The sequence below is a fragment of the Halovulum sp. GXIMD14793 genome, assembly GCF_054457435.1.
Genome location: NZ_JBTLNE010000022.1, coordinates 1 through 20,160, shown reverse-complemented (window position 1 = coordinate 20,160; position 20,160 = coordinate 1). Strand labels below are relative to the sequence as shown.

20 protein-coding genes are annotated in these 20,160 nt (G+C 59.6%); 10 read left to right on the top strand and 10 right to left on the bottom strand.

The genetic code is table 11. From position 1 onward, the window contains the following. Positions 1-155: 155 nt before the first annotated feature. Positions 156-1,268 carry a PQQ-dependent sugar dehydrogenase gene (locus ACW9UQ_RS08050; protein ID WP_458930498.1) on the bottom strand — a complete coding sequence of 371 codons (1,113 nt, stop codon included), beginning with the start codon at positions 1,266-1,268 and terminating at the stop codon, positions 156-158. 68 nt (positions 1,269-1,336) lie between these two features. On the opposite strand from ACW9UQ_RS08050, the gene ACW9UQ_RS08045 reads away from it, so the two are divergent. Both ACW9UQ_RS08045 and ACW9UQ_RS08040 read left to right on the top strand, forming a co-directional pair. After that, a complete protein-coding gene (locus ACW9UQ_RS08045) occupies positions 1,337-2,968 on the top strand; it encodes an ABC transporter permease (protein ID WP_458930497.1) in 1,632 nt (543 codons plus the stop codon). Between the two features lie 272 nt (positions 2,969-3,240). Next, on the top strand, positions 3,241-4,068 hold the full coding sequence (locus ACW9UQ_RS08040) for a LysR family transcriptional regulator (protein ID WP_458930496.1): 828 nt from the start codon (positions 3,241-3,243) through the stop codon (positions 4,066-4,068). A 56-nt stretch (positions 4,069-4,124) separates the two neighbouring features. On the opposite strand, the gene ACW9UQ_RS08035 is transcribed toward ACW9UQ_RS08040, so the two are convergent. Beyond that, a complete protein-coding gene (locus ACW9UQ_RS08035; RefSeq protein ID WP_458930495.1) occupies positions 4,125-5,135 on the bottom strand; it encodes a Fe(3+) ABC transporter substrate-binding protein in 1,011 nt (336 codons plus the stop codon). Between the two features lie 198 nt (positions 5,136-5,333). Between ACW9UQ_RS08035 and ACW9UQ_RS08030 the strand changes: the two genes are divergently transcribed. The 4 genes from ACW9UQ_RS08030 to ACW9UQ_RS08015 all read left to right on the top strand — a co-directional run bounded on the left by ACW9UQ_RS08030 (position 5,334) and on the right by ACW9UQ_RS08015 (position 9,021). Further along, entirely contained in the window at positions 5,334-5,915 is a 582-nt protein-coding gene (locus tag ACW9UQ_RS08030) for a VOC family protein (protein ID WP_458930494.1), read from the top strand. Between the two features lie 62 nt (positions 5,916-5,977). Next, positions 5,978-6,988, top strand: coding sequence for a C4-dicarboxylate TRAP transporter substrate-binding protein (locus ACW9UQ_RS08025; protein WP_458930493.1), 1,011 nt, complete (start codon positions 5,978-5,980; stop codon positions 6,986-6,988). Positions 6,989-7,018: 30 nt separating this feature from the next. Beyond that, a complete protein-coding gene (locus ACW9UQ_RS08020) occupies positions 7,019-7,630 on the top strand; it encodes a TRAP transporter small permease (RefSeq protein WP_458930492.1) in 612 nt (203 codons plus the stop codon). Continuing rightward, positions 7,630-9,021 (top strand): TRAP transporter large permease, encoded by a 1,392-nt coding sequence (locus tag ACW9UQ_RS08015; protein ID WP_458930491.1) that lies wholly within the window; start codon positions 7,630-7,632, stop codon positions 9,019-9,021. The genes ACW9UQ_RS08020 and ACW9UQ_RS08015 overlap by 1 nt, the downstream gene beginning before the upstream one ends. Before the next feature lie 74 nt (positions 9,022-9,095). Here the strand turns inward: ACW9UQ_RS08015 and ACW9UQ_RS08010 are convergent, their stop codons facing one another. The 4 genes from ACW9UQ_RS08010 to ACW9UQ_RS07995 all read right to left on the bottom strand — a co-directional run bounded on the left by ACW9UQ_RS08010 (position 9,096) and on the right by ACW9UQ_RS07995 (position 12,216). Then, entirely contained in the window at positions 9,096-9,917 is an 822-nt protein-coding gene (locus tag ACW9UQ_RS08010; protein ID WP_458930490.1) for an ABC transporter substrate-binding protein, read from the bottom strand. Positions 9,918-10,084: 167 nt separating this feature from the next. Continuing rightward, on the bottom strand, positions 10,085-10,669 hold the full coding sequence (locus ACW9UQ_RS08005; protein ID WP_458930489.1) for an HNH endonuclease: 585 nt from the start codon (positions 10,667-10,669) through the stop codon (positions 10,085-10,087). A 249-nt stretch (positions 10,670-10,918) separates the two neighbouring features. Then, a complete protein-coding gene (locus ACW9UQ_RS08000; protein ID WP_458930488.1) occupies positions 10,919-11,581 on the bottom strand; it encodes an alpha/beta hydrolase in 663 nt (220 codons plus the stop codon). Next, complete coding sequence (locus tag ACW9UQ_RS07995; protein WP_458930487.1) at positions 11,578-12,216, bottom strand: DNA-3-methyladenine glycosylase family protein; 639 nt, start codon at positions 12,214-12,216, stop codon at positions 11,578-11,580. Before ACW9UQ_RS07995 ends, ACW9UQ_RS08000 begins: the two co-directional genes overlap by 4 nt. 90 nt (positions 12,217-12,306) lie before the next feature. On the opposite strand from ACW9UQ_RS07995, the gene ACW9UQ_RS07990 reads away from it, so the two are divergent. Together ACW9UQ_RS07990 and ACW9UQ_RS07985 are read left to right on the top strand one after the other, a co-directional pair. Then, positions 12,307-13,521 carry an MFS transporter gene (locus ACW9UQ_RS07990; protein ID WP_458930486.1) on the top strand — a complete coding sequence of 405 codons (1,215 nt, stop codon included), beginning with the start codon at positions 12,307-12,309 and terminating at the stop codon, positions 13,519-13,521. Next, complete coding sequence (locus ACW9UQ_RS07985) at positions 13,518-14,252, top strand: hypothetical protein (RefSeq protein ID WP_458930485.1); 735 nt, start codon at positions 13,518-13,520, stop codon at positions 14,250-14,252. Before ACW9UQ_RS07990 ends, ACW9UQ_RS07985 begins: the two co-directional genes overlap by 4 nt. Here ACW9UQ_RS07985 and ACW9UQ_RS07980 read toward each other — a convergent pair. The 4 genes from ACW9UQ_RS07980 to cysS all read right to left on the bottom strand — a co-directional run bounded on the left by ACW9UQ_RS07980 (position 14,236) and on the right by cysS (position 18,952). After that, entirely contained in the window at positions 14,236-15,012 is a 777-nt protein-coding gene (locus tag ACW9UQ_RS07980) for a squalene/phytoene synthase family protein (RefSeq protein WP_458930484.1), read from the bottom strand. The genes ACW9UQ_RS07985 and ACW9UQ_RS07980 overlap by 17 nt on opposite strands. After that, positions 15,009-15,731, bottom strand: a complete 723-nt coding sequence (locus ACW9UQ_RS07975) for a class I SAM-dependent methyltransferase (RefSeq protein WP_458930483.1) — start codon at positions 15,729-15,731, stop codon at positions 15,009-15,011. Before ACW9UQ_RS07975 ends, ACW9UQ_RS07980 begins: the two co-directional genes overlap by 4 nt. Next, positions 15,728-17,350, bottom strand: a complete 1,623-nt coding sequence (cimA, locus tag ACW9UQ_RS07970; RefSeq protein ID WP_458930482.1) for a citramalate synthase — start codon at positions 17,348-17,350, stop codon at positions 15,728-15,730. Before cimA ends, ACW9UQ_RS07975 begins: the two co-directional genes overlap by 4 nt. A gap of 210 nt (positions 17,351-17,560) precedes the next feature. Next, positions 17,561-18,952: a cysteine--tRNA ligase gene (gene cysS, locus ACW9UQ_RS07965; RefSeq protein WP_458930481.1), complete on the bottom strand. Its 1,392-nt coding sequence runs from the start codon at positions 18,950-18,952 to the stop codon at positions 17,561-17,563. Positions 18,953-19,162: 210 nt separating this feature from the next. On the opposite strand from cysS, the gene ACW9UQ_RS07960 reads away from it, so the two are divergent. Together ACW9UQ_RS07960 and ACW9UQ_RS07955 are read left to right on the top strand one after the other, a co-directional pair. Then, complete coding sequence (locus tag ACW9UQ_RS07960) at positions 19,163-19,501, top strand: MmcQ/YjbR family DNA-binding protein (protein ID WP_458930480.1); 339 nt, start codon at positions 19,163-19,165, stop codon at positions 19,499-19,501. A 68-nt stretch (positions 19,502-19,569) separates the two neighbouring features. Further along, positions 19,570-20,160 (top strand): isocitrate lyase/PEP mutase family protein (locus tag ACW9UQ_RS07955; RefSeq protein WP_458930479.1); only part of this gene is annotated, 591 nt, incomplete at its 3' end.

The following is a 20,160-nucleotide window of genomic DNA, read 5'->3' as shown; positions in this document are numbered from 1 at the left end:
AGGGAAACGCCCAGTGACCGATGGCATAGCCCCGGTGTCCTGACGATGATCAGCACCCATCCCCTGTTTGGGTCGATTTGCCCCGATCTTCCGCTCCACCTTTCGGCATCGTCGATCTCACGCGTAGCAGGTCAGCCTGATCGGAGCAAGGCAGCTTATCCTGGTGTGATACGATAGGCGGCCCCATCCCCGACGGACAGGAACCAGATCGTACCGTCCGGGGCTTCGCGGATGTCGCGAATGCGGATGAAGCGATCCTGAAACAGGCGCTCGGCTTCCGTGACGCCGTTGCCATGCTCTAGCCGTGAGATCATGTCGAATTTCAGGGATCCGACAAAGATATCACCGCGCCACTCGGGAAACAGCTTGCCTGAATAGATCATCATTCCCGACGGGGCGATGGACGGGTCCCAGTAATGCAAGGGCTGCTCCATCCCCGGTTTGGCCGTGCCTTCACCGATCTTCGAGCCATTGTAATTGCGGCCATAGCTGATCACCGGCCAGCCATAGTTTCGGCCAGGCCCAGGCCTGTTGATCTCATCCCCGCCCTGCGCACCATGCTCCACGATCCAAAGCGTTCCATCCGCGTCTAAGGCTGCACCCTGCGGATTACGGTGACCATAGGACCAGACCTCTGGCAGGCCGCCTACATTTACAAACGGGTTGTCCGAAGGGGCAGAGCCATCCCGATTGATGCGGATCACCTTGCCATTATGCATCTGCAAATCCTGGGAGTTCGGAGCGTCACCACGGTCGCCCAGCGTAACGAACAGTGTGCCGTCCGGTGCCTCTACGATACGGGACCCAAAATGCTGGCCGCGCCGTGTCGGGGCATTCATCACAAATATCTCGCGCAGGTTTTGCAGCCTGTCGTTATCCGAGGAAAGCTGAGCAGCGACAACCGCCGTTGCAGCACCGCGTCCAACGGGTTTGGAGTAGGTCAGGAATATCTCTCGACTGGCCGCAAATTCCCGCGCCGCCACAACATCCAGCAAGCCGCCCTGCCCGTTATCCCAAACCTCTGGCACACCGCGCACAGGCTGCGCCTCGCCGCCCTGAATAATCAGCAACCGCCCACTGCGTTCCGTGATCAGAAACCCTTCAGGCAGAAAGGCCAGCGCCCAGGGTTCGTCAAGCCCGCCGACCATCTTTTGCACCTGCACCGCACCGGCCGAGGTCTGGACGGTCTGCACATCAGCCTTTGCCGTAACCTGAAACAGCGCGAGCCCTGCCAGCACGCCTGCGACGGTCCCAATCAACCATTTCATCCCGCTCCCTCCTTCGCTATAGCCAGTATTTAGCATGGCGCAGCGCCGTGCCAAGCTATCGGAGTGATATGTCAGAGCGCGCAATCAGCATCGTTGCCTGGGTCTTTGCCGCCCTCTGCCTTTTACCCATCAGCGCTGTGATGATCGCGGCGCTGACCGGAAACTGGGACAGTTGGCAAAGCTTGTCCGAAACCGTCCTGCCTCGCTATAGCAGGACCACTTTGCTGCTGGTGCTCGCTGTGGCAACCGGCACCGCCATTATCGGAACAGGCACCGCCTGGCTGGTCACCGTCTGTCGTTTTCCCGGCCGAGCCGTGTTCGAGGTGCTGCTGGCCCTGCCGCTGGCCTTTCCGGCCTATGTTCTGGCCTATGCCTATACTGACCTTCTGGATCATCCCGGTCCGGTTCAGACCTGGCTGCGCGAGATCATGGGCTGGGGACCTCGGGACTATTGGTTCCCGGAAATCCGTTCTCTTGGTGGGGCCGCACTGATGCTGACATTGGTGCTGTATCCTTATGTTTACCTGCTGGCGCGCGCCGCCTTTCTGCAACAGAGCTTTGGTGGATATACAGCTGCGCGCGTACTCGGCCGCTCTCCGCTTGGGGCGTTCCTGACGGTGTCCCTGCCTATGGCCCGACCCGCCATTGCCGGGGGCGTGATCCTTGCGGTTATGGAGATAATTGCCGATTTCGGCACTGTGGCTCATTTCGGCGTGCAGACCTTTGCCACAGGCATCTATCAAGCCTGGTTTGCCTTTGGGGATCGGGCCGCCGCAGCGCAACTGGCGCTGTGCCTGCTGGCCGTTGCCCTGGTGCTGGCCACGCTGGAACGCTGGCAACGTGGAGCGGCGAAACGCTATCCAACGCGCGGGACAGCGCAGACCACCCCAGCTGAACCCTTGCGCGGATGGCGTGTTATCGGGGCTTGGCTGGCCTGTGGCTTGCCGGTGATATTCGGTTTTGTCCTGCCCTTGGTGGTGCTTGGGCTAATGGCGCTGCGGGCGGATCAGTCACTGACCGATCCGCGCTATATCGGCTTTATGCGCAACACGCTGATCCTTGGGCTGATCGCGGCAGGGTTGACGGTTCTGGCGGCAACTTTGATTGGCTTTGCAGGACGGCTGCGCCCGGGCAAGGGCCGCAGGGTCATGGCGCACTTGGCCGGACTAGGCTACGCGGTGCCCGGCGGCGTGATCGCGGTGGGGCTGATGGTGCCGCTGGCCGGATTTGACAATGCGCTGGATGGCTGGATGCGGGCCAATTTCGGGATACGCACCGGGCTGCTAATCACCGGATCAATCTGGGTTTTGGTGATGGCCTATATGGTGCGCTTCATGGCAGCGGCACTAAATGCCTTCGATGCCGGGATCGCCACAACCAACCCGTCGATGGATGCCGCCGCGCGCACCTTAGGCAACGGTCCCGGAACCATGATCCGCCGGGTGCATCTGCCGTTGATGAAAACATCGCTTTTGACAGCGCTGCTAATCGTTTTTGTCGATGTGATGAAGGAATTGCCCGCGACTCTGATCCTGCGTCCGTTCAATTTCGACACGCTTGCCGTGCAGGCCTACCGACTGGCCGCCGACGAACGGCTGGATCAGGCGGCCCTGCCCTCGCTTGTCATCATGGTTTTCGGGCTGCTTCCGGTGCTGCTTTTGTGCCGGACCCTGATCCGAAAAGGACCCGCCAGAGCCTGAAACTTCGGCGCGGTCGCCGCCCCGTTAGAACGGCATAGAGATACAACCGCAAGCGACGGCGGCGATTATGCCGAGATCGCGTGATCCGGCGTTGGATCAGGGCCGCTTCGGTCAGAGGCGTCTCAACAAAACCCGGGGATGGGGGTGGCAGGCGTGAATATAAGACCAGCACGACATATCCTTTCATTTATGAAAAATGATTTGACCATCAATCAATTAATCATGACGCTTACCCTAGTTGAGACGGAGCTATCGCAACCGGACTTTCACAAATGAAACAAAGACTGCCACTGGACGATGTTACGCTGTTTCTTGCGATCGCTGATGCAGGCGGGTTGGCAGGCGCTGTGCGCTTGACCGGGGTCAGCGCACCAACCCTGAGCCGCCGCATGACCGCGCTTGAGCAGTATGTCGGCCAACGGCTGTTTGAGCGTGGACCGCGCGGGTATACGCTGACCTCTGAAGGGCGCAGCCTGCTTGAGGAGGCCACACCAGTGCGCGAAGCGGCGGCTGTGCTCGATCGCTGGAAATCCCGGGCTGAGGCGCGCCCGCGCGTTCGTATCACGGCCGGGCTTTGGACCTCGCGCTTTCTGGCGACACATATCCATGAGTTCTGGTCAGAACGGTCCCGCTGGATACCGGAATTTCTGGCCTCTAACATGACGGTGGACATCGCAAGGCGCGAAGCCGATATCGGCATTCGCAATCACCGGCCAGAGCAAGCCTGGCTGGCGGGACGGCGCACACGGACGATCACTTACGCGGTATATGCGAGAGCGCCGGAGGTTCAGGGATATGTCGCCCTGAATGAGCGTGTGGCCCCAACCCCATCGGGGCGCTGGTTGCGGGCAAGTTTTCCCGACAACATCATGACAACCGCAAGCGATGCACGGCTGCTGTTGGATCTGGCCCTGGCAGGTGTCGGGCGGATCGTGATGCCTTGTATGGCAGGAGATGCGGTTGCGGGCTTGGTGCGCCTGTCAGACCAAATTGACGAGCTGACCCACGACGAATGGCTGGTCTGTCATCATGAGGCGCGGCACGACTCACCCGTTCGTGCCGCGCTGGACGCAATCACTGCACTGTTGACTGTGTCCTAGTGCGTTTCGAGATGACCTGGTACAGAGCAAATTCCGAAACGGTAGACATGGTGGGATTACTCCCACCCTACAGCGTTGAAGATCTTTTGCGCTGTGGTCTGGTTCGCGCCCAGGGCCGACAGGTTCAGATCATCGCGTTTGAAATCACCCAGTGATTCCAGGGCGCTGACTTTCTCAATCCCTTCAACGACCGGGTACTCATTGTTGCCCGCGGCGAAATACTGCTGCGCGCTTTCGGTTGTCAGGTATTCCAGAAACTTGATGGCGTTCTCGCGGTTGGGCGCATTCTTTACGACACCACCAGCCGAAACGTTGACATGCGTGCCGTTGCCGTCCTGATCCGGGAACACCCAGCCAATATTTTCGATGCCTTCGGTCAAGCCATCAACCTGGCCAGTCAGGCCGCGAACAAAGTAGTAGGTGTTGCCAATCGCGATATCGCATTCGCCGGAAACCACACCGCGCAGCTGATCTGTATCGCCGCCCTGCGGGTCACGCGCCATATTGGCAAGCACGCCTTTGGCCCAATCGGTTGCAGCCTCTTCGCCGGAATGTTCAACAATCGACGCCAGCAGGGACTGGTTGTAGATGTTGGATGAAGAGCGGATGCAAATCTTGCCCTTGTATTGCGGATCCGCCAAAGCGGCATAGGTTTGCGGCGGGGTATCAACACGGTCTTTCGCGTAATAGATCACCCGGGCACGGGTGGAAAAGCCGAACCACTTGCCATCGGGATGGCGCAAGGCGGCGGGCACACGGCTGCTTAGCACTTCGGAGTCGACCTGGGACAACAGCCCGGCATTGTCGGCGCGCCAGATGCGGCCCGCATCAACGGTCAGGAGCACATCGGCGGGGCTGTTATCGCCCTCGGCCATCAGACGGGAGATCAGCTCGTCGGCCTTACCTTCGATACGGTTGATCTTGATGCCGGTCTGCTCTTCGAAGTCGCTATAGAGCTTTTCATCTGTGTCGTAATGGCGTGACGAATACAGGTTCAGTTCACCCTGCGCGACGGCGCTGCCGGCGAACAGGCCAAGGGCGAATAGGGAAAGGAGGGGAAGGCGCATGGGACAGGTCCTCTTTCTGAGTTAATTTGTCGGATAAGCAGATTTCACGTCTGAGTTTTTTTGTCAACTAAGCAAAAATGCCGCGGCGGGTGCCGCAGTGTTTCTATTTTGGCGGCAGAGTTTTGCGAAAGGCGTTGCTTTCATGCTTTGCGAAACGCGCTATCTGTCCGCACATGGAAACAGCAGCAGAGCCAGATCATGCGGAAACTTCAAAGTCAGGGCGTGCATCACATTACCGTTGTTGGTGCGGATCGCCAAACCTCCATCGACTTTTGGGAGGGGGTGCTCGGCATGCCTTTTATTTTCGATCAGCCCAATCTGGACGACCCGAACGAGGGGCATCTATATTTCGATCCCGGTGATGGTCGTCTGATCACCGTTTTCACCAACGAAGATCGCAAACCCACCGGTCGCCGCGCCCCTGCCCTACCGGGCTGCCTGCATCATCTGGCATTTTCGGTCAGCCGCGCCACCTTTTCGCAAACTGTTGAGCGGCTGGACGAACGAGGGATCCGGCATTCCGGTCCGAAAGATCGTGGCTTCATGGATTCGATCTATTTCAACGACCCGCTGGGTATGCTGATCGAACTGGCGTGCTATCGTTTTGAACCACCCTTTGGACATTCACACGCCGATGTCATGCTTGAGGCACATAAACAGCGGGTCGCGGCGGGCGACTATAATATTCAGGAGGTTCATCTGGCAGACGCAATTGAAACCCTCATTGCACGGCGCAACGGATCGCTGTCGCAAGATAGGTCACCACGGAACCCCTACTAGTGCACTTGCCAAGCCGTCCCGCTTCGTTAGGGTAGCGCCAAACCAAAACTGGGAGGTTAGCTATGAAATCCGTTTTGAAAACCACCGCACTGGCCACAGTGCTGTCCACATTTGCCACCGCTGGGGTTGTCCAGGCCGCGCAGTGGAATGTATCGCTTTGGGGCAAGCCGCGGGCGTTCACCGCACATGTTGAAAAACTGGCCGAGTTGGTGGCCGAGAAAACCGGCGGCGAGCTGACGCTGAACATCTCTTACGGTGGTCTGTCGAACAACAAGGAAAACCTTGACGGTATTTCCATTGGCGCATTTGAAATGGCGCAGTTCTGCGCCACCTACCACCCGGACAAGAACCCTACCCTGATGGTTCTGGACCTGCCTTTCCTGGGGGTTGAGACCCTGAAACAGGAAGGCGACCTTGATATGGCACTGTACCAGCACCCGGCTGTGGTCAAGGATCTGGCCCGTTGGAACGCGACAATCCTGATGGCCTCTCCGCTGCCGCAGTACAATCTGGCCGGTGTCGGCGAGCCGCCAGCAACTCTTGAGGATTTCCAGGGCCTGCGCGTGCGGGCAACCGGTGGGATTGGCGAGGCGATGAAGAAGATCGGCGCAGTACCGACCTCTGTTACCTCGTCCGAAGCATACACTGCGCTTGAAACCGGCGTGGTTGAGGCCGTTGCCTTCGCCCCCCACGCGCATCTAGCGTTCCGCACCATCGAAATTGCCGACTGGTGGACCGACAACCTGAACCCAGGCTCGGTCAACTGCCCTGTTGTGGTCAACAATGATGCGCTGGCCGGGCTGAGCGATGCGCATCGCGAAGCGCTAATGTCCTCTATCCCTGAGGCGATGCAGGCTTATTATGACGCCTATGACGCCACATATGAAAAATGGGATGTTGTACTGCCCGAGCAGGAGATCGAGGTTGTATCCCTGCCAGATGAGGTGATCGCAGGCATCAAGGGCACGGCCGGTGAGGTGCAGGCCGAGTGGATCGCCGGGATGGAAGAAAAGGGCCTGCCCGGGCAGGAGCTTTTTGACTTCGTCACCGGCAAACTGGCCGAAATGAAGTAATAGGACAGGGCCCCTTCGGGGGCCATTCCCATGGCTGGTGTTTCCAATATCCGTCAGGACAGCAGTTTGCTGTCCCGTGCCGACCGTGCCCTCGACCATGTAGAACGTTTGCTGACGCTGCTGGGCGGGGTGTCCATTCTTGTCGCGATGCTGATCTCTGTGGCCAACATCCTTGGCCGCAAGTTGTTCAATCTGCCGGTCCCCGGCTATGTCGCAATCATGCAGCAACTGGTGCCGCTGATGGCGTTTCTGGGTATTGCCTGGTGCCAGCGGCTGGGCGGGCATATCCGTATGGACATTGTGGTTGGCAAGCTGCGGGGCCGGTTCCTGTGGATCGCAGAGCTTCTGGGTGTGGTCCTGATGCTGGGGCTGGCTTTTGCGCTGATCTATGGGTCCTTCGATCATGCCTACCGGGCGCTGGTTCAGGGCGATTCCACTGATGACCTTCAGATCCCGACATGGCCGGTAAAGATGGTTGTGCCAGTGATGCTGGGCTTTTTGTCCGCGCGTCTGGCGGTCCAGGTCTGGGGCTATGGGCGTGCCGTTGCTGAAGGCGGCGAAGAACCTGTCGCCGTGCCCCTGATCGAAGACGCCGCAACGCAAGCCTCGAACGAGGCTGATACGGTTTCAGGGGCCGATTGATGACGACTTTTGAGACCTCAATTGCCCTTTCGGGCGTTCTGATTGTGCTGGTGCTGATCGGCGTGCGGGTGGCCTTCGCCACAGCACTGATCGGTTTTGTCGGGCTCTTTCTGTTCTATCTGGATAAGGGCATGACCGCCGACAAGGCGTTTCTTGTAACCCTCAGACTGATCGGTCAGGTGCCGCATTCCAAAACCGCCAGCCATGTGCTGGGCCTGATCCCGGTGTTTATCCTGATCGGCTATCTCGCCTATTACGCAGGATTAACCAAAGCCCTGTTCGAGGCCGCCAAACGCTGGCTAGGCTGGCTGCCCGGCGGCATGGGCGTGGCTACGGTGTTTGCGACTGCTGGCTTTGCCGCCGTTTCGGGCGCATCTGTTGCGACCTCAGCCGTGTTTTCCCGCATCGCCATCCCGGAGATGTTGAAGCTGGGCTATGACAAACGCTTTGCCGCAGGTGTGGTTGCGGCGGGCGGTACGCTGGCCTCGCTGATCCCGCCTTCGGCCATTCTGGTGATCTATGCGATCATCACCGAAAGCTCGGTCGGCCAATTGCTGCTGGCCGGGTTTCTGCCCGGCGCGGTGTCTGCACTGATCTATGGCGGGCTGATCGTGCTGCTGGCCTGCTGGCGCAAGGATCTTGGCCCGCCGATCAACGGCTTTACCTGGCGCGAGCGGTTCGAGACCTTGCCGGGGGCCGCGCCCATCGCCTTTGTCGTGTTGGTCATCATCTATTGCATCTATGGCGGCTGGGGCACCCCGACCGAGGCCGGGGCTTTGGGGGCCTTTGTCGTGCTGATCATGGCGCTGTGGCATGGCATGCGCTGGAAAGCGCTATCCGGTGCCTTGATCGAAAGCGCCAAACTGACAGCGATGATCTTTACCATGATCTGGGGCGTGCTGATCTTTGTGCGTTATCTCGGCTTTGCCGATCTGCCGAACAATTTTGCTGCCTTTATCGCGGGCCTGGAACAGCCGCCGATGCTGACCCTGATGATCATCCTTGGCGCCTATGTCATCTTAGGTATGTTCATGGATGCCATCGGCATGTTGATCCTGACCCTGCCGGTGACTTTCCCTGCGGTAATTGCCCTAAACGGCGGGCCAGATGTCACAGCAGAAGCCAGCGCCCTTGGCATGTCCGGGGATCAATGCGCTGTATGGTTCGGGATCATCGTGGTGAAAATGGCCGAGCTGTGCCTGATCACACCGCCGATTGGCCTGAACTGTTTCGTCGTGGCTGGTGTTGCCCGCGATACAGGTCAGCCGATCAGTGTGCAGGATGTATTCCGGGGGGCCTCCCCCTTCTTCATCGCTGATGTGGCCACCGTCGCGGTGCTGATCGCGTTCCCCGGGATCGTGCTTTGGCTGCCATCGCTGCTGGCGGGCTGACGACACCATTTTTGAATGCGACCTGCGTGCCCTGATTTGGTCGCGCAGGTCGAAAAGTTGCTCACACGCTCAGATCAACGCTCCGCATTCGGGAAAAACAACTGCTGATCATCAACCTTGTAGCTGGCAATTGCGGCCTGCCCTTCGTCGGACAGGATCCAATCGACAAAACGCTGGCCCAATTCCGCCTTAACGGTTGGGTGCTTGTCCGGGTTCACAAGGATGATCCCATATTGATTGAACAACCGTGCATCGCCCTGAACCAGAACCTCATAATCACCTTTATTGCCAAAGTTGATCCATGTCGCCCGGTCGGTCAGAACATAGGCCCCCATCGCCGTGCCGGTGTTCAATGTCGCCCCCATGCCAGAGCCGGTTTCGCGATACCATCCGCCACTGGCCGCCGCGACATCCACATCCGTCTGTGCCCAAAGCCGCAACTCAGCCTTGTGGGTGCCGCTGTCATCCCCGCGCGAAGCAAAGGGTGCCGCTGCCGCCGCGATTTGGGTCAGCGCAGCCGTCACGTCCGCCATACCGGCGACCCCCGCAGGGTCGGCGGCAGGTCCGACAATCACGAAGTCATTATACATCACGTCAAACCGAGCCACCCCATCGCCATCGGCGACGGATTTCTCTTCTGCTGGTTTGGCATGGACGAACAACACATCGCCGTCACCATTGGCGGCGTTGCGGATTGCCTGTCCGGTGCCGACCGCAACGACGCGGACCTCAACACCGGTCTTCGCCTCGAATATCGGCAAGATATGGTCAAAAAGACCAGAGTTCTGGGTAGAGGTCGTGGACTGCACAACGATAAAGTCATTGCCTGCCTTGACCATCGGACCCGTTGCCAAAGTGACCATGGCCACAAGCGCCAGCATATGGCGTCTGTTCATTTTTTCTTCCTTCTTGGCTGCCATCTGCGGGGCTGCATTCAGAAAGAAACTAATCTGATGGCAAGCCGCCGCTCAAGCACCATCAGCGTGGCAAGATGTCCTACCCTCAAACAAAACGCCGTGCCCTGACCTTTGGCCAATGGCGCGGCGCTTCGATTGCGTTTCGCTTATGCGTCCAGTTCTGCATCCCAGTACAGAAAATCCATCCAGCTTTCATGCAGATGGTTTGGCGGGAATTTCCGGCCGGTGTTCTGCAACTGCTCTGGTGTTGGACGACAGGCCGGTTTGCGCAGGTTCATGCCAGCCTGTTTCAGGGTCTTGGACCCCTTCTTCAGGTTGCACGGCCCGCAGGCAGCGACGACGTTTTCCCATGTCGTCCGCCCGCCGCGCGCCCGGGGAATGACGTGGTCAAAGGTCATCTCGCCGGTCGCACCGCAATACTGGCAGCGGAATTCGTCCCGCAAAAACAGGTTAAAGCGGGTAAACGCCGCCATCTTGGCCGGTTTGACATAGTCATGCAGTACCACAACCGACGGAATACGGATTTCCGTGGTGGGGGAGCGCACAACCTCATCATATTCCGAGATCACGGTGACCCGGTCCAGATAAGCGGCCTTCACCGCTTCCTGCCACGGCCACAGAGACAGTGGCAGGTAAGACAGCGGGCGATAGTCCGCGTTCAGCACCAGCGCAGGCCGGTCACGTGCCCCGGCGGGTTGCCGGATGAAACTGGGGGAATAAGCGACTTCCATTTTTTGACTCTTTTTCCTGTCCTGCTCTGCCCCACGAAGCGGCGCGGCGGACGGGACGAGCCCGTCCCTTGTTTAGCGTCGACTATATATCGCTTCGGGCAAGGTTCAACCCTCAAGATGATGTTATGTTTTGCGTCTGTGTCCGCAAGATAGGCGGCATTGCTGACAGTTTCGTGACGCCTTTGGCGGGTTTGCCCGGAAATTATCCACAGGAGGTGGGTAATCCCGAAATCGCACGGCCTTGCCAGTCTATACGCAAGACTTCGGTAGCCACTCCGACAGCGCAGCAAAGGCCATCTGCAATCCGTCCGGCGCAATCCCGTGCCCGGTGCCCTTGGACACATGGGTCATGACCTCAAGCCCGGCACCGGTCAGTGCATCCGCCGCATCGGGCATGGAGGAGGGCGGCACCATCTCGTCCTGATCACCATGGATCAGCAGAACGGGCGGTTTCACAGTGATTTCCGACAAACGCTCGGGTGCCAGCAGACGCCCGGAAAAGCCGATGATCCCGGCGAACGCCTGTGCCCGGCGCAGCCCGACATGCAGAGACATCATGGTGCCTTGCGAAAACCCGATCAGCACGGTCTGATCTGCAGCAACGCCTTCCTCTTGCGCTGCCGTATCCAGATAGGCGTTCAGCAAATCGATCGAGGCAGCCATGCCCTGCATCGCCTGTTCCTCGGTTGAGCCGTCCAGCCAGGGGATCGGAAACCACTGATACCCCATGGGATTGTTGATGCAACGCTCCGGCGCATTGGGCGCAAGGAAAACTGTGTCTGGCATATGCGGGGCCAGCGGGTCAGCCAGACCGATCAGGTCATTGCCATCCGCGCCATAGCCATGCAGCAAGATCACCATGGTCTTTGCTGTCCCCGAGGTCGGGGCGCGGCGGGGGCCGGTCAGTGTCATGTGCCTACTCCTATTCCTTCGCGCTGCTTGGCGATATGGTAGTATTTCCAGAATAGCTTGGCTGCAACCGTGCGCCAGGGGCTCCAGGCTTCGGCCTGCTTGCGCAGGGCTTTATCGGTGGGGCGGCTGTCCATGTCAAAGATCAGGCGCGCGGCCTCCTGCAAGGCCAGATCGCCCGAGGGGAACACATCCGCCCGGCGCAGTGAAAACATCGCATAGATTTTCGCAGTCCAGACGCCGATACCGGTAACCTTGGTCAATTGTGCAATCACCTGATCGGTGGGCAAGTCACCCAGCGCAGCAAAATCGATGCCGCTGTCTGCCAAAGCACGGGCATAGCGCATCTTTTGGCGCGACATGCCGCAGGCCCGCATGTCCTCATCCGTGCAACCGACCACCTTGTCCGCTTTGACCAAACCGGCCTCCTCAAGCCGGGACCAGATGGCGCGGGCCGATGCGACCGAGACTTGCTGTGATACGATCATCTGCAACACAGCCCCAAAGCCAGCCTCACGCTGGCGCATCGGCACCTCACCCACGGCCTGAACCGCACGGGCGAGGTTCGGACAAGACCCGGCCAGCCAGGCCAGCCCTTCCGCCATATCCTTTTCTGATGTCAGCAGACGTTCCGGCATCGTATCCCTTCCCTTGCGGCCAGCATGCACATCCAAACCTGACACGCAACGTGACTGGACAAAACCGGAGTGGCGTTTAGAAGCGATGGAATGACTGAGACTGCTACCCCACAGGCCGTGCGCAATGTCACCATACTCGTCATCGCTCAGGCGGTGCTGGGCGCGCAGATGCCGATATCCTTCACTTTGGGCGGATTGTCCGGTGAATATCTTGCCTCAAACCCCTGTTTTGCGACGCTACCCATCTCACTGATCGTGCTGGGCTCAATGCTAACCGCACCGGTGATTTCCAACGTGATGCAGAAACACGGGCGGCAATTGGGTTTCTTCATCGGAGCGATTGGTGGGGCGATTGGTGCCGGATTGTCGGCGGCAGGGCTTTACTGGGATTCGTTCACGCTGTTTCTGATCGGCTCACTTTTTACCGGGATCTATATGTCGGCGCATGGCTTCTATCGCTTTGCCGCCACTGACACCGCTGGCGAGGCGTTTCGCGCCAAAGCGATTTCCTATGTCATGGCGGGTGGGCTTGCTGCAGCACTAATCGGGCCGCAGTTGGTCAAGGCAACCGATGGAATGACAGACCCGATTCCGTTTGCAGGCGGCTATCTGGCCGCGATGATGCTGAACCTCGTGGGCGCGCTAGTGTTTTTCCTGCTGGATATCCCCAAGCCCAAACCACCGGCAGCGGATGCCCCCAAGGGCCGCAGCTATGCTCAGTTGCTGAAAGACCCCCAAATCGTCGTGGCGATGATCTGTGCAATGGTGTCCTATGCGCTAATGAACCTGGTGATGACATCCACCCCTTTGGCGGTGGTCGGCTGCGGATATTCGACGGACAATGCCGCTGATATTGTATCGGCGCATGTCATCGCGATGTTCTTTCCTTCGTTTTTCACCGGCCATCTGATCGCGCGCTTCGGTGTGGAAAAAATCATTGCCATTGGTCTGTTCATCCTGGTCGGCGCGGGTCTGGTCGCGCTGTCCGGCGTGCAGCTGGAGCAGTTCTTTATTGCCCTTGTCCTTCTGGGCATAGGCTGGAATTTCGGCTTTATCGGCGGCACCGCCATGCTGGCCACCGCCCATGCGCCCGAGGAACGTGGGCGGGTTCAGGGAATGAATGATTTCTTTGTCTTTGGCATGGTCACGATTGCCTCTCTCTCCTCTGGTTTTCTGATGAACTGTTCCGGCGGTTCGGCCCAGACCGGATGGAGCGCGGTAAACTACGCCATGGTTCCGTTCCTTGCATTGGCCGCCGGTGCCCTGGGGTGGTACGTGGTCCGTCACAAGCGCAGCCCGGCATGATCTGGGCGCGGCGCAACCTTGTATCGGACGCGATGGCCGACTGGGTCATTGATCGGTTCGAATGGCTGATCACAACGCTCGGCCCACGTGAGTTTTTTGAGAACACCCGGCTGATCCTGCCAACACGCAGCTTTTTCAAGACCGGTCAAGGCCGGGATGAGGGCACAGCCCAATCAATCTTTAACGAAGTGCGCGCGCATATGGGCATCGACCACTGGCCCGTCGATCTGGTGCCGCGCGCGACAGTAGCGCAGGAATTCGGTATGGACACGCTGTCCCTTACCGACATTGCAGGCACATTCTATCAGGGCGATGGCGGCAAAACGACCATCACCTATGACCCGCGCTTGATGGCCAAGCCCTGCGCGTTCATGGGCACGCTGGCGCATGAACTGGCGCATTACATTCTGGCCCCGCATGTGGAAACGGCCCCGGGCGGCGAGGAAGAACATGAGCTGCTGACCGACCTGACGGTGATCTATGCTGGTATGGGCGTGATTGATATGCAAGGCGCGCGTGATGTCGGCTGGAAAGGATACCTGACCTCAGACACCCGTGCTTATGCGCTGGCGACCTTTCTGCGGCTGAAAGATATCTCGCCCGGTATCGCCGAGCCTTTCCTTGACAGCTACCTGCGCAAGCGTCTGCACCGCGCCTTGCGGCAGCGCGATGAACGCGAGGATGAGATCGTTTTACTGCGCGGTCTGCGTGCGCCTACCAGCGCCCGGTAAGTGCGCGCCAGTTCAGGCTGGCACGGCGGCGGAACTCTGACGGCAGCAGCTGGCCCTTTTTGACGGCCTCAAAATCGCGGGCGCGTTTCAGCACATAGTCAGCCTGCCACCCGGACAGCATCACAGGCGCAAAATCGCGCGGTACTTGCGCGTCATCTTTCCGGGCAGCGTACAAGGCTTTGCGGCCATGATGGACGAGAAGCTCTGCGATGGCTTCAGGTGCGGCATGAAACTCATATCGCCCTTCGGCCAACAGCACCGGCATTGCGGCCAGCATATTCGCCGCCCCACTGCCAAGCCCAAACAGTCGCGCGCACCCTTGCACGCCATCATCCGCACCCGCAGCGGCCACGGCCAAAGCCATCAGCCCGCCTGAGGTTGCATCAAGATAGTCCAGCACCCCCGCATCATCGGCAAAGGCCTGGCCCTGCGCATCATGCCGCCGTCTGGCCTCAATTAATGCGTCAAACGGCGCACGAGGAAGCTGCGCGGCGGCAATCACCTCGGCCAAAGGTGTAACCACCTCGTGCCGCCGCACCGTTGCGTCGGTAAATATCTCTTCCACCGCATCGGCCCACCATTGCAGGCGCATCTCGGCAATCATCGGTTCCTGCGTGACCCAAGGGGCGCGAGCGACCTCCAGATTGAAGGCATAAAGCGGCAGCAGCTTTGCCCGTAAAACAGGCGGTGCCGTCATGGTCGCGGCAAATCGGTCCGGGTCACCCTTGGCCACCAGTTCGGCGCAGGCATCGATGCTCACGCCGAGGCCACCACAAAGGCTGCGTAACCGAACTGATCGCGGTAGCGCCGCCAGAGGCTGATCTCGGCATCCGCCTCATCCAGTACCTGAACCATCGCGTCATCAGCCCCGGCCCGCAGGGCGTTTGCCCGCGTTTCCTGCGGCGTATAATATGCCTCCCACGCCGCATCGGGCAGTTGACGCTGGCCCAGCAGGCGATAGCCGGCGGCCGCAACCTTGTCAGCCACGCCATCCATCCCGGTCATCGCCGGATATTCCGCATTCCAGAACGCAGCGGGTTCCTCATCGGGGCTGTCAGTAAACCAAACCGCTTCGCTGAACGCTACCTTGCCGCCCTGCGCAAGCGCATCGCGCCAAGCGGACAACCCCTCGGTGACGCCCACCGCATAGATGGCCGAGGAACACCAGATCAGATCATACGGTCCGCCCGCCTCGGTCATGTCCCCGACCTGCGCAATCACGCGCGGATCGTCGCCAAAATTTGCCCGAACCGCTGCGATAAAACCGTCTTGCCGGTCAATCGCCGTCACCTGCCCCTGCGGGGCGCGATCCAGCAGGCCAGATAAATCCGCCCCGGGTCCGCAACCGGCATCCAATATGCGGGCATTATTGTCGACCCCAGCCAGATCCAACGCCCAGTCCAGCGTGGCGCGATCCCCCGGCCCCTCGCGCGGCAGGTCCTGATGCAGCGTGAAAAAAGCGGCGCGCCAATCGCTCATGCCGGGTCTGCCTTGTCGCGGATCAGTTTCCAGTTAATGGCGTCGATCAGCGCCTGGAACGAGGCATCAACGATGTTGGCCGAGACGCCAACGGTGGTCCAGCGGCGGCCCTGCCCGTCTTCGCTGTCGATCAGCACACGGGTCACCGCCTCGGTCCCACCATTGGTGATGCGGACGCGGAAATCGACCAGATGCATATCCGCGATGCAGGCCTGATAGGGACCAAGGTCCTTGGCCAGCGCCCGCGACAGGGCGTTGACTGGCCCTTGGTCATTGCCCGCCGCATCAACGCTTTCTGACACAGACAGAATGCGGTCTTCGCCGATCCGAACAACAACCACCGCCTCGGACACGGTGACGAATTCCCCTGGTCGGGTCTGGCGGCGTTCCACCGTTACCCGATAGCGACTGACATCAAAAAACCGCGGCAACTGGCCGAGATGCCCCCGCGCCAGCAACTCAAAGCTGGCCGCAGCACTGTCATAGGCATAGCCCCGATCCTCACGCGCCTTGATATCATCGAGGATCGCAGCAAGGCGCGGATCGCCCTTTTCAACCGTCAGCCCCGCCTGCCCCAGCCGTTCGCGCAGGTTCGACTGCCCGGCCTGATTGGACATCGGGATAAAGCGGCTGTTGCCGACCGTTTCAGGCGGCACATGCTCGTAGGTGCTGGGGTCTTTCAGAATGGCCGAGGCATGCAGCCCCGCCTTATGGGTAAAGGCCGAGGCACCCACATAAGGCGCATGGGCGTTTGGCACGCGGTTCAGGATATCGTCCAGCATACGGCTGACATGGGTCAGGGAGGTCAGGCCCTCTGCCGTTACGCCGATCTCGAACTGGCTGGCATAGGGTTCCTTTAGCAGCAGGGTCGGGATCAGCGTGGTCAGGTTGGCATTACCGCAGCGTTCGCCAAGGCCGTTGAGTGTGCCCTGGATCTGCCGCGCGCCTGCGGCGACGGCCACCAGCGAATTGGCCACAGCATTGCCGGTGTCGTCATGGGTATGGATGCCGACATGACTGCCGGGGATGCCCGCCGCGATCACCGCCTTGACGCCTGCACGCACCTCATGCGGCAGTGCGCCGCCGTTGGTGTCGCACAGGACAATCCAGCGCACGCCCGCGTCATAGGCCGCTTTGCAGCAGGCAATGGCGTAGTCTGGATTTGCCTTCCAACCGTCAAAGAAATGCTCGGCATCATAGAGCGCTTCCTGCCCGCGCTCGGTGATATGGGCAAAACTTTCGCGGATATTGTCGAGGTTCTCTTCCAGGCTGATGCCAAGCGCGGTTTCGACATGGAAATCGTGGGATTTGCCGACCAGACAGACGGCTTTTGTGCCTGCGTTCAGCACCGGGGCCAGCACCTCGTCATTCGCGGCAGAGCGTCCGGCGCGTTTGGTCATGCCAAAGGCGGTAAAGGTGGCTTTGGTCTGGGGGGCGGCGTCGAAGAAATCGCTGTCAGTCGGATTAGCGCCCGGCCAGCCGCCTTCGATATAGTCTAGGCCCAGCTTATCGAGGGCCGCGACGATCTTGAGCTTATCCTCAAGCGAGAAATCGACGCCTTGGGTCTGCTGCCCATCGCGCAACGTGGTGTCGAAGAGGTAAAGGCGTTCACGCTGCATGGCGGGCCTCCGAACTAAAAGTGACACACCAACCAACCGCACCGCCCGGCCCTTGGGCCGGGCCGCGCCCGACCTCCCCCCGGAGGGCGCGTGTGCGACGTTTCAAGTTGAACTGATGCTTGCAACTTGAGAAACACTCCAACCCATTCAACCGATCCAAAGCGCGCCCCAGGTCGGTCGCGGCCCTCATCTCTGTTACGCTTAAACAGGTCATTTGAAGGCCTCAAGTTTAGCGGGGTCAAAATCTTCTGAGAAGTCATACGTATAGCTTCCGTCTTTACTTTCAGAGATCAACACACCTGCTTCAGTTAGTTTGTTTCTGATATCATCGGCTTCGGCCCACATCTTCACCTGGCGATACTGCCAGCGAGCAGACATTAGAGATTGAATAATAGTATCAACCCCTCGACCAACACGCCTTGTTGCAAGCCAAGCCCCTCCCTCTTCCTCCAAGAGCCCCAATAACTGAGCGCTCGAAAGTAAAGAAGATAGCATTGAGCGATCCCAACTTGGATCGTTGGCAAGCCAATGAAGAACTCTTATAGCTTCTGCGACATTAAGGTCGTCACTCAATGCGGCAACGACATCCGGATGAGGTTCGGAAGCTTCCAAACCAGCAGTGATGTGCCTCCATCGTCTAAGCGTGTTTTCAGCCTCGCGTCGCTTCTCTTCCGTCCAATCCATCGGCTTCCTGTAATGCGTCGACAGCATCACAAAGCGGATCACCTCGCCCGGCACGCCCTGATCCAGCAGATCACGCACGGTGAAGAAATTGCCCAGCGACTTGGACATCTTCTTGCCCTCGACCTGCAGCATCTCGTTATGCATCCAGACTTGGGCAAAGGACTCCTCGCCGCACAGGCATTTGCTTTGTGCGATTTCATTCTCATGGTGCGGAAAGACCAGATCGACGCCGCCGCCGTGGATGTCGAAGCGTTCCCCCAGGATATCGCGCGCCATGGCCGAGCATTCGATATGCCAGCCGGGCCGGCCCCGGCCCCAGGGGCTGGGCCAGCCGGGCACGTCTTCCCCCGACGGTTTCCACAGAACGAAATCCATCGGGTTGCGCTTGTAGGGTGCGATCTCGACCCGGGCTCCGGCGATCATGTCATCCAGCGAACGGCGTGAGAGCTGGCCGTATTGCTCGTACTGATCGACGGCGAACAGCACATGGCCCTCAGCCGCATAGGCGACGCCCTTATCGACCAGCTCGCCAATCATTTCGACCATATGGGTGATATAGTCTGTCGCCCGCGGTTCCTTCGTCGGGCGCATTGCCCCTAGCGCATCCATATCCGCGTGATACCAGTCGATGGTCTCATCCGTAATGTCGCGGATCGGACGTCCCGTCTCGGCAGCACGCGCGTTGATCTTGTCGTCCACGTCGGTGAAGTTGCGCACGTAGGTCACAGCGCTTTCGCCATAGACATGGCGCAACAGCCGAAACAGCACGTCAAACACCAGAACCGGGCGGGCATTGCCCAGATGGGCGCGATCATAGACGGTAGGGCCGCAGACATACATCCGCACGTTTGACGGATCGAGGGGGGTAAATACCTCTTTCCGTTTGGTGGCGGTGTTGGTCAGTCTGATCTCGGTCATGGCCAAAGGCTCCTGTTACGCGAACGTCGCCCGCGGCGGCCTACCATCCCAGTATCGTTTTGGAAACATGAAGAGACGCCACGGACACTATGTCAGCGGGTAATACAAATCCGAATGCAGATTATGCGTGTCTTCATGAGGTCATTTATGACCTGGTGCCGACACAAAAGCAAGTTGCGATTGTCGCGGGTCTGCTGCAGGCTGCCGCTTATGAGCAGCGATATGGTCGACAAACACTGCGCCGCACTGCCCGGCACCACAATGGTAGTGCAATGGGAGGGATGCCACGTCTGGAAGGTCGGCGGAAAGGTCTTTGCCATTTCCGCGCCAGAGGCCGGGCGGGTTTCGGTCAAATGCGACAGTGTTGAAACGGCAGAGATGCTGATCGAGGTTGGGGCCGCAACCAAAGCCCCCCATCTGCCGCGCGGCGGCTGGGTGGCGGTAGAGTATGCCACGCCGGTAGAGGATCTGACGCATCGCCTTGATGTCAGCTATCGGACCATCAAGGCCGGGTTGCCGAAAAAACTGCAGGCCGAAATCGACGGGTAGCAGGAAACGGGTCGCCGTGTCTGCACCGCTCGGTCTAATCGAACGGCATCAACAAACGGAGACTGATCATGACCCACGACCCCGGCCCCGCCTTTCGTGCTCTGCACAAACCGGGTGATCCTTTCATTCTAGCCAATGCCTGGGATGCTGGTTCTGCCCGCGTCCTGGCCGCCCTTGGGGCGCAAGCCATTGGCACCACATCTGCCGGTCACGCCTTTACCATTGGCACCACATCTGCCGGTCACGCCTTTACCATCGGGACCGCCGATCTGGGGCAGGTCAGCCGCGATGATGCGATGGCCCATGCTCAGGCGTTGGTGGCCGCAACGCCCCTGCCCGTCTCGGGCGATCTGGAAAACGGTTATGGCGATGCGCCAGAGATCGTTGCCGAAACCATCCGATTGGCGGCTGAGGCCGGGCTGGCCGGATGCTCAATCGAGGATATGTGCTATCCAGATGCGACACCCTATGACCGGGATTTCGCGATAGAGCGTATTCGCGCCGCCGCTGCCGCTGCGCGCGCCCTGCCCCGGGATTTCGTGCTGGTCGCCCGCGCCGATGGCGTGATGCATGGCGCCTATGACGAAGCCGAGGCGACCGCCCGCATTCAGGCCTTCGAAACCGCCGGGGCGGATTGCGTCTATGTCCCTGTCCTGCCG

What these genes read in the sequence shown, in the direction of transcription:
- ACW9UQ_RS08050 (WP_458930498.1), bottom strand. Translation starts at nt 1,268, where the DNA reads ATGAAATGGTTGATTGGGACCGTCGCAGGCGTGCTGGCAGGGCTCGCG.
- ACW9UQ_RS08045 (WP_458930497.1), top strand. Translation starts at nt 1,337, where the DNA reads ATGTCAGAGCGCGCAATCAGCATCGTTGCCTGGGTCTTTGCCGCCCTC.
- ACW9UQ_RS08040 (WP_458930496.1), top strand. Translation starts at nt 3,241, where the DNA reads ATGAAACAAAGACTGCCACTGGACGATGTTACGCTGTTTCTTGCGATC.
- ACW9UQ_RS08035 (WP_458930495.1), bottom strand. Translation starts at nt 5,135, where the DNA reads ATGCGCCTTCCCCTCCTTTCCCTATTCGCCCTTGGCCTGTTCGCCGGC.
- ACW9UQ_RS08030 (WP_458930494.1), top strand. Translation starts at nt 5,334, where the DNA reads ATGCGGAAACTTCAAAGTCAGGGCGTGCATCACATTACCGTTGTTGGT.
- ACW9UQ_RS08025 (WP_458930493.1), top strand. Translation starts at nt 5,978, where the DNA reads ATGAAATCCGTTTTGAAAACCACCGCACTGGCCACAGTGCTGTCCACA.
- ACW9UQ_RS08020 (WP_458930492.1), top strand. Translation starts at nt 7,019, where the DNA reads ATGGCTGGTGTTTCCAATATCCGTCAGGACAGCAGTTTGCTGTCCCGT.
- ACW9UQ_RS08015 (WP_458930491.1), top strand. Translation starts at nt 7,630, where the DNA reads ATGACGACTTTTGAGACCTCAATTGCCCTTTCGGGCGTTCTGATTGTG.
- ACW9UQ_RS08010 (WP_458930490.1), bottom strand. Translation starts at nt 9,917, where the DNA reads ATGAACAGACGCCATATGCTGGCGCTTGTGGCCATGGTCACTTTGGCA.
- ACW9UQ_RS08005 (WP_458930489.1), bottom strand. Translation starts at nt 10,669, where the DNA reads ATGGAAGTCGCTTATTCCCCCAGTTTCATCCGGCAACCCGCCGGGGCA.
- ACW9UQ_RS08000 (WP_458930488.1), bottom strand. Translation starts at nt 11,581, where the DNA reads ATGACACTGACCGGCCCCCGCCGCGCCCCGACCTCGGGGACAGCAAAG.
- ACW9UQ_RS07995 (WP_458930487.1), bottom strand. Translation starts at nt 12,216, where the DNA reads ATGCCGGAACGTCTGCTGACATCAGAAAAGGATATGGCGGAAGGGCTG.
- ACW9UQ_RS07990 (WP_458930486.1), top strand. Translation starts at nt 12,307, where the DNA reads ATGACTGAGACTGCTACCCCACAGGCCGTGCGCAATGTCACCATACTC.
- ACW9UQ_RS07985 (WP_458930485.1), top strand. Translation starts at nt 13,518, where the DNA reads ATGATCTGGGCGCGGCGCAACCTTGTATCGGACGCGATGGCCGACTGG.
- ACW9UQ_RS07975 (WP_458930483.1), bottom strand. Translation starts at nt 15,731, where the DNA reads ATGAGCGATTGGCGCGCCGCTTTTTTCACGCTGCATCAGGACCTGCCG.
- cimA (WP_458930482.1), bottom strand. Translation starts at nt 17,350, where the DNA reads ATGCAGCGTGAACGCCTTTACCTCTTCGACACCACGTTGCGCGATGGG.
- cysS (WP_458930481.1), bottom strand. Translation starts at nt 18,952, where the DNA reads ATGACCGAGATCAGACTGACCAACACCGCCACCAAACGGAAAGAGGTA.
- ACW9UQ_RS07960 (WP_458930480.1), top strand. Translation starts at nt 19,163, where the DNA reads ATGAGCAGCGATATGGTCGACAAACACTGCGCCGCACTGCCCGGCACC.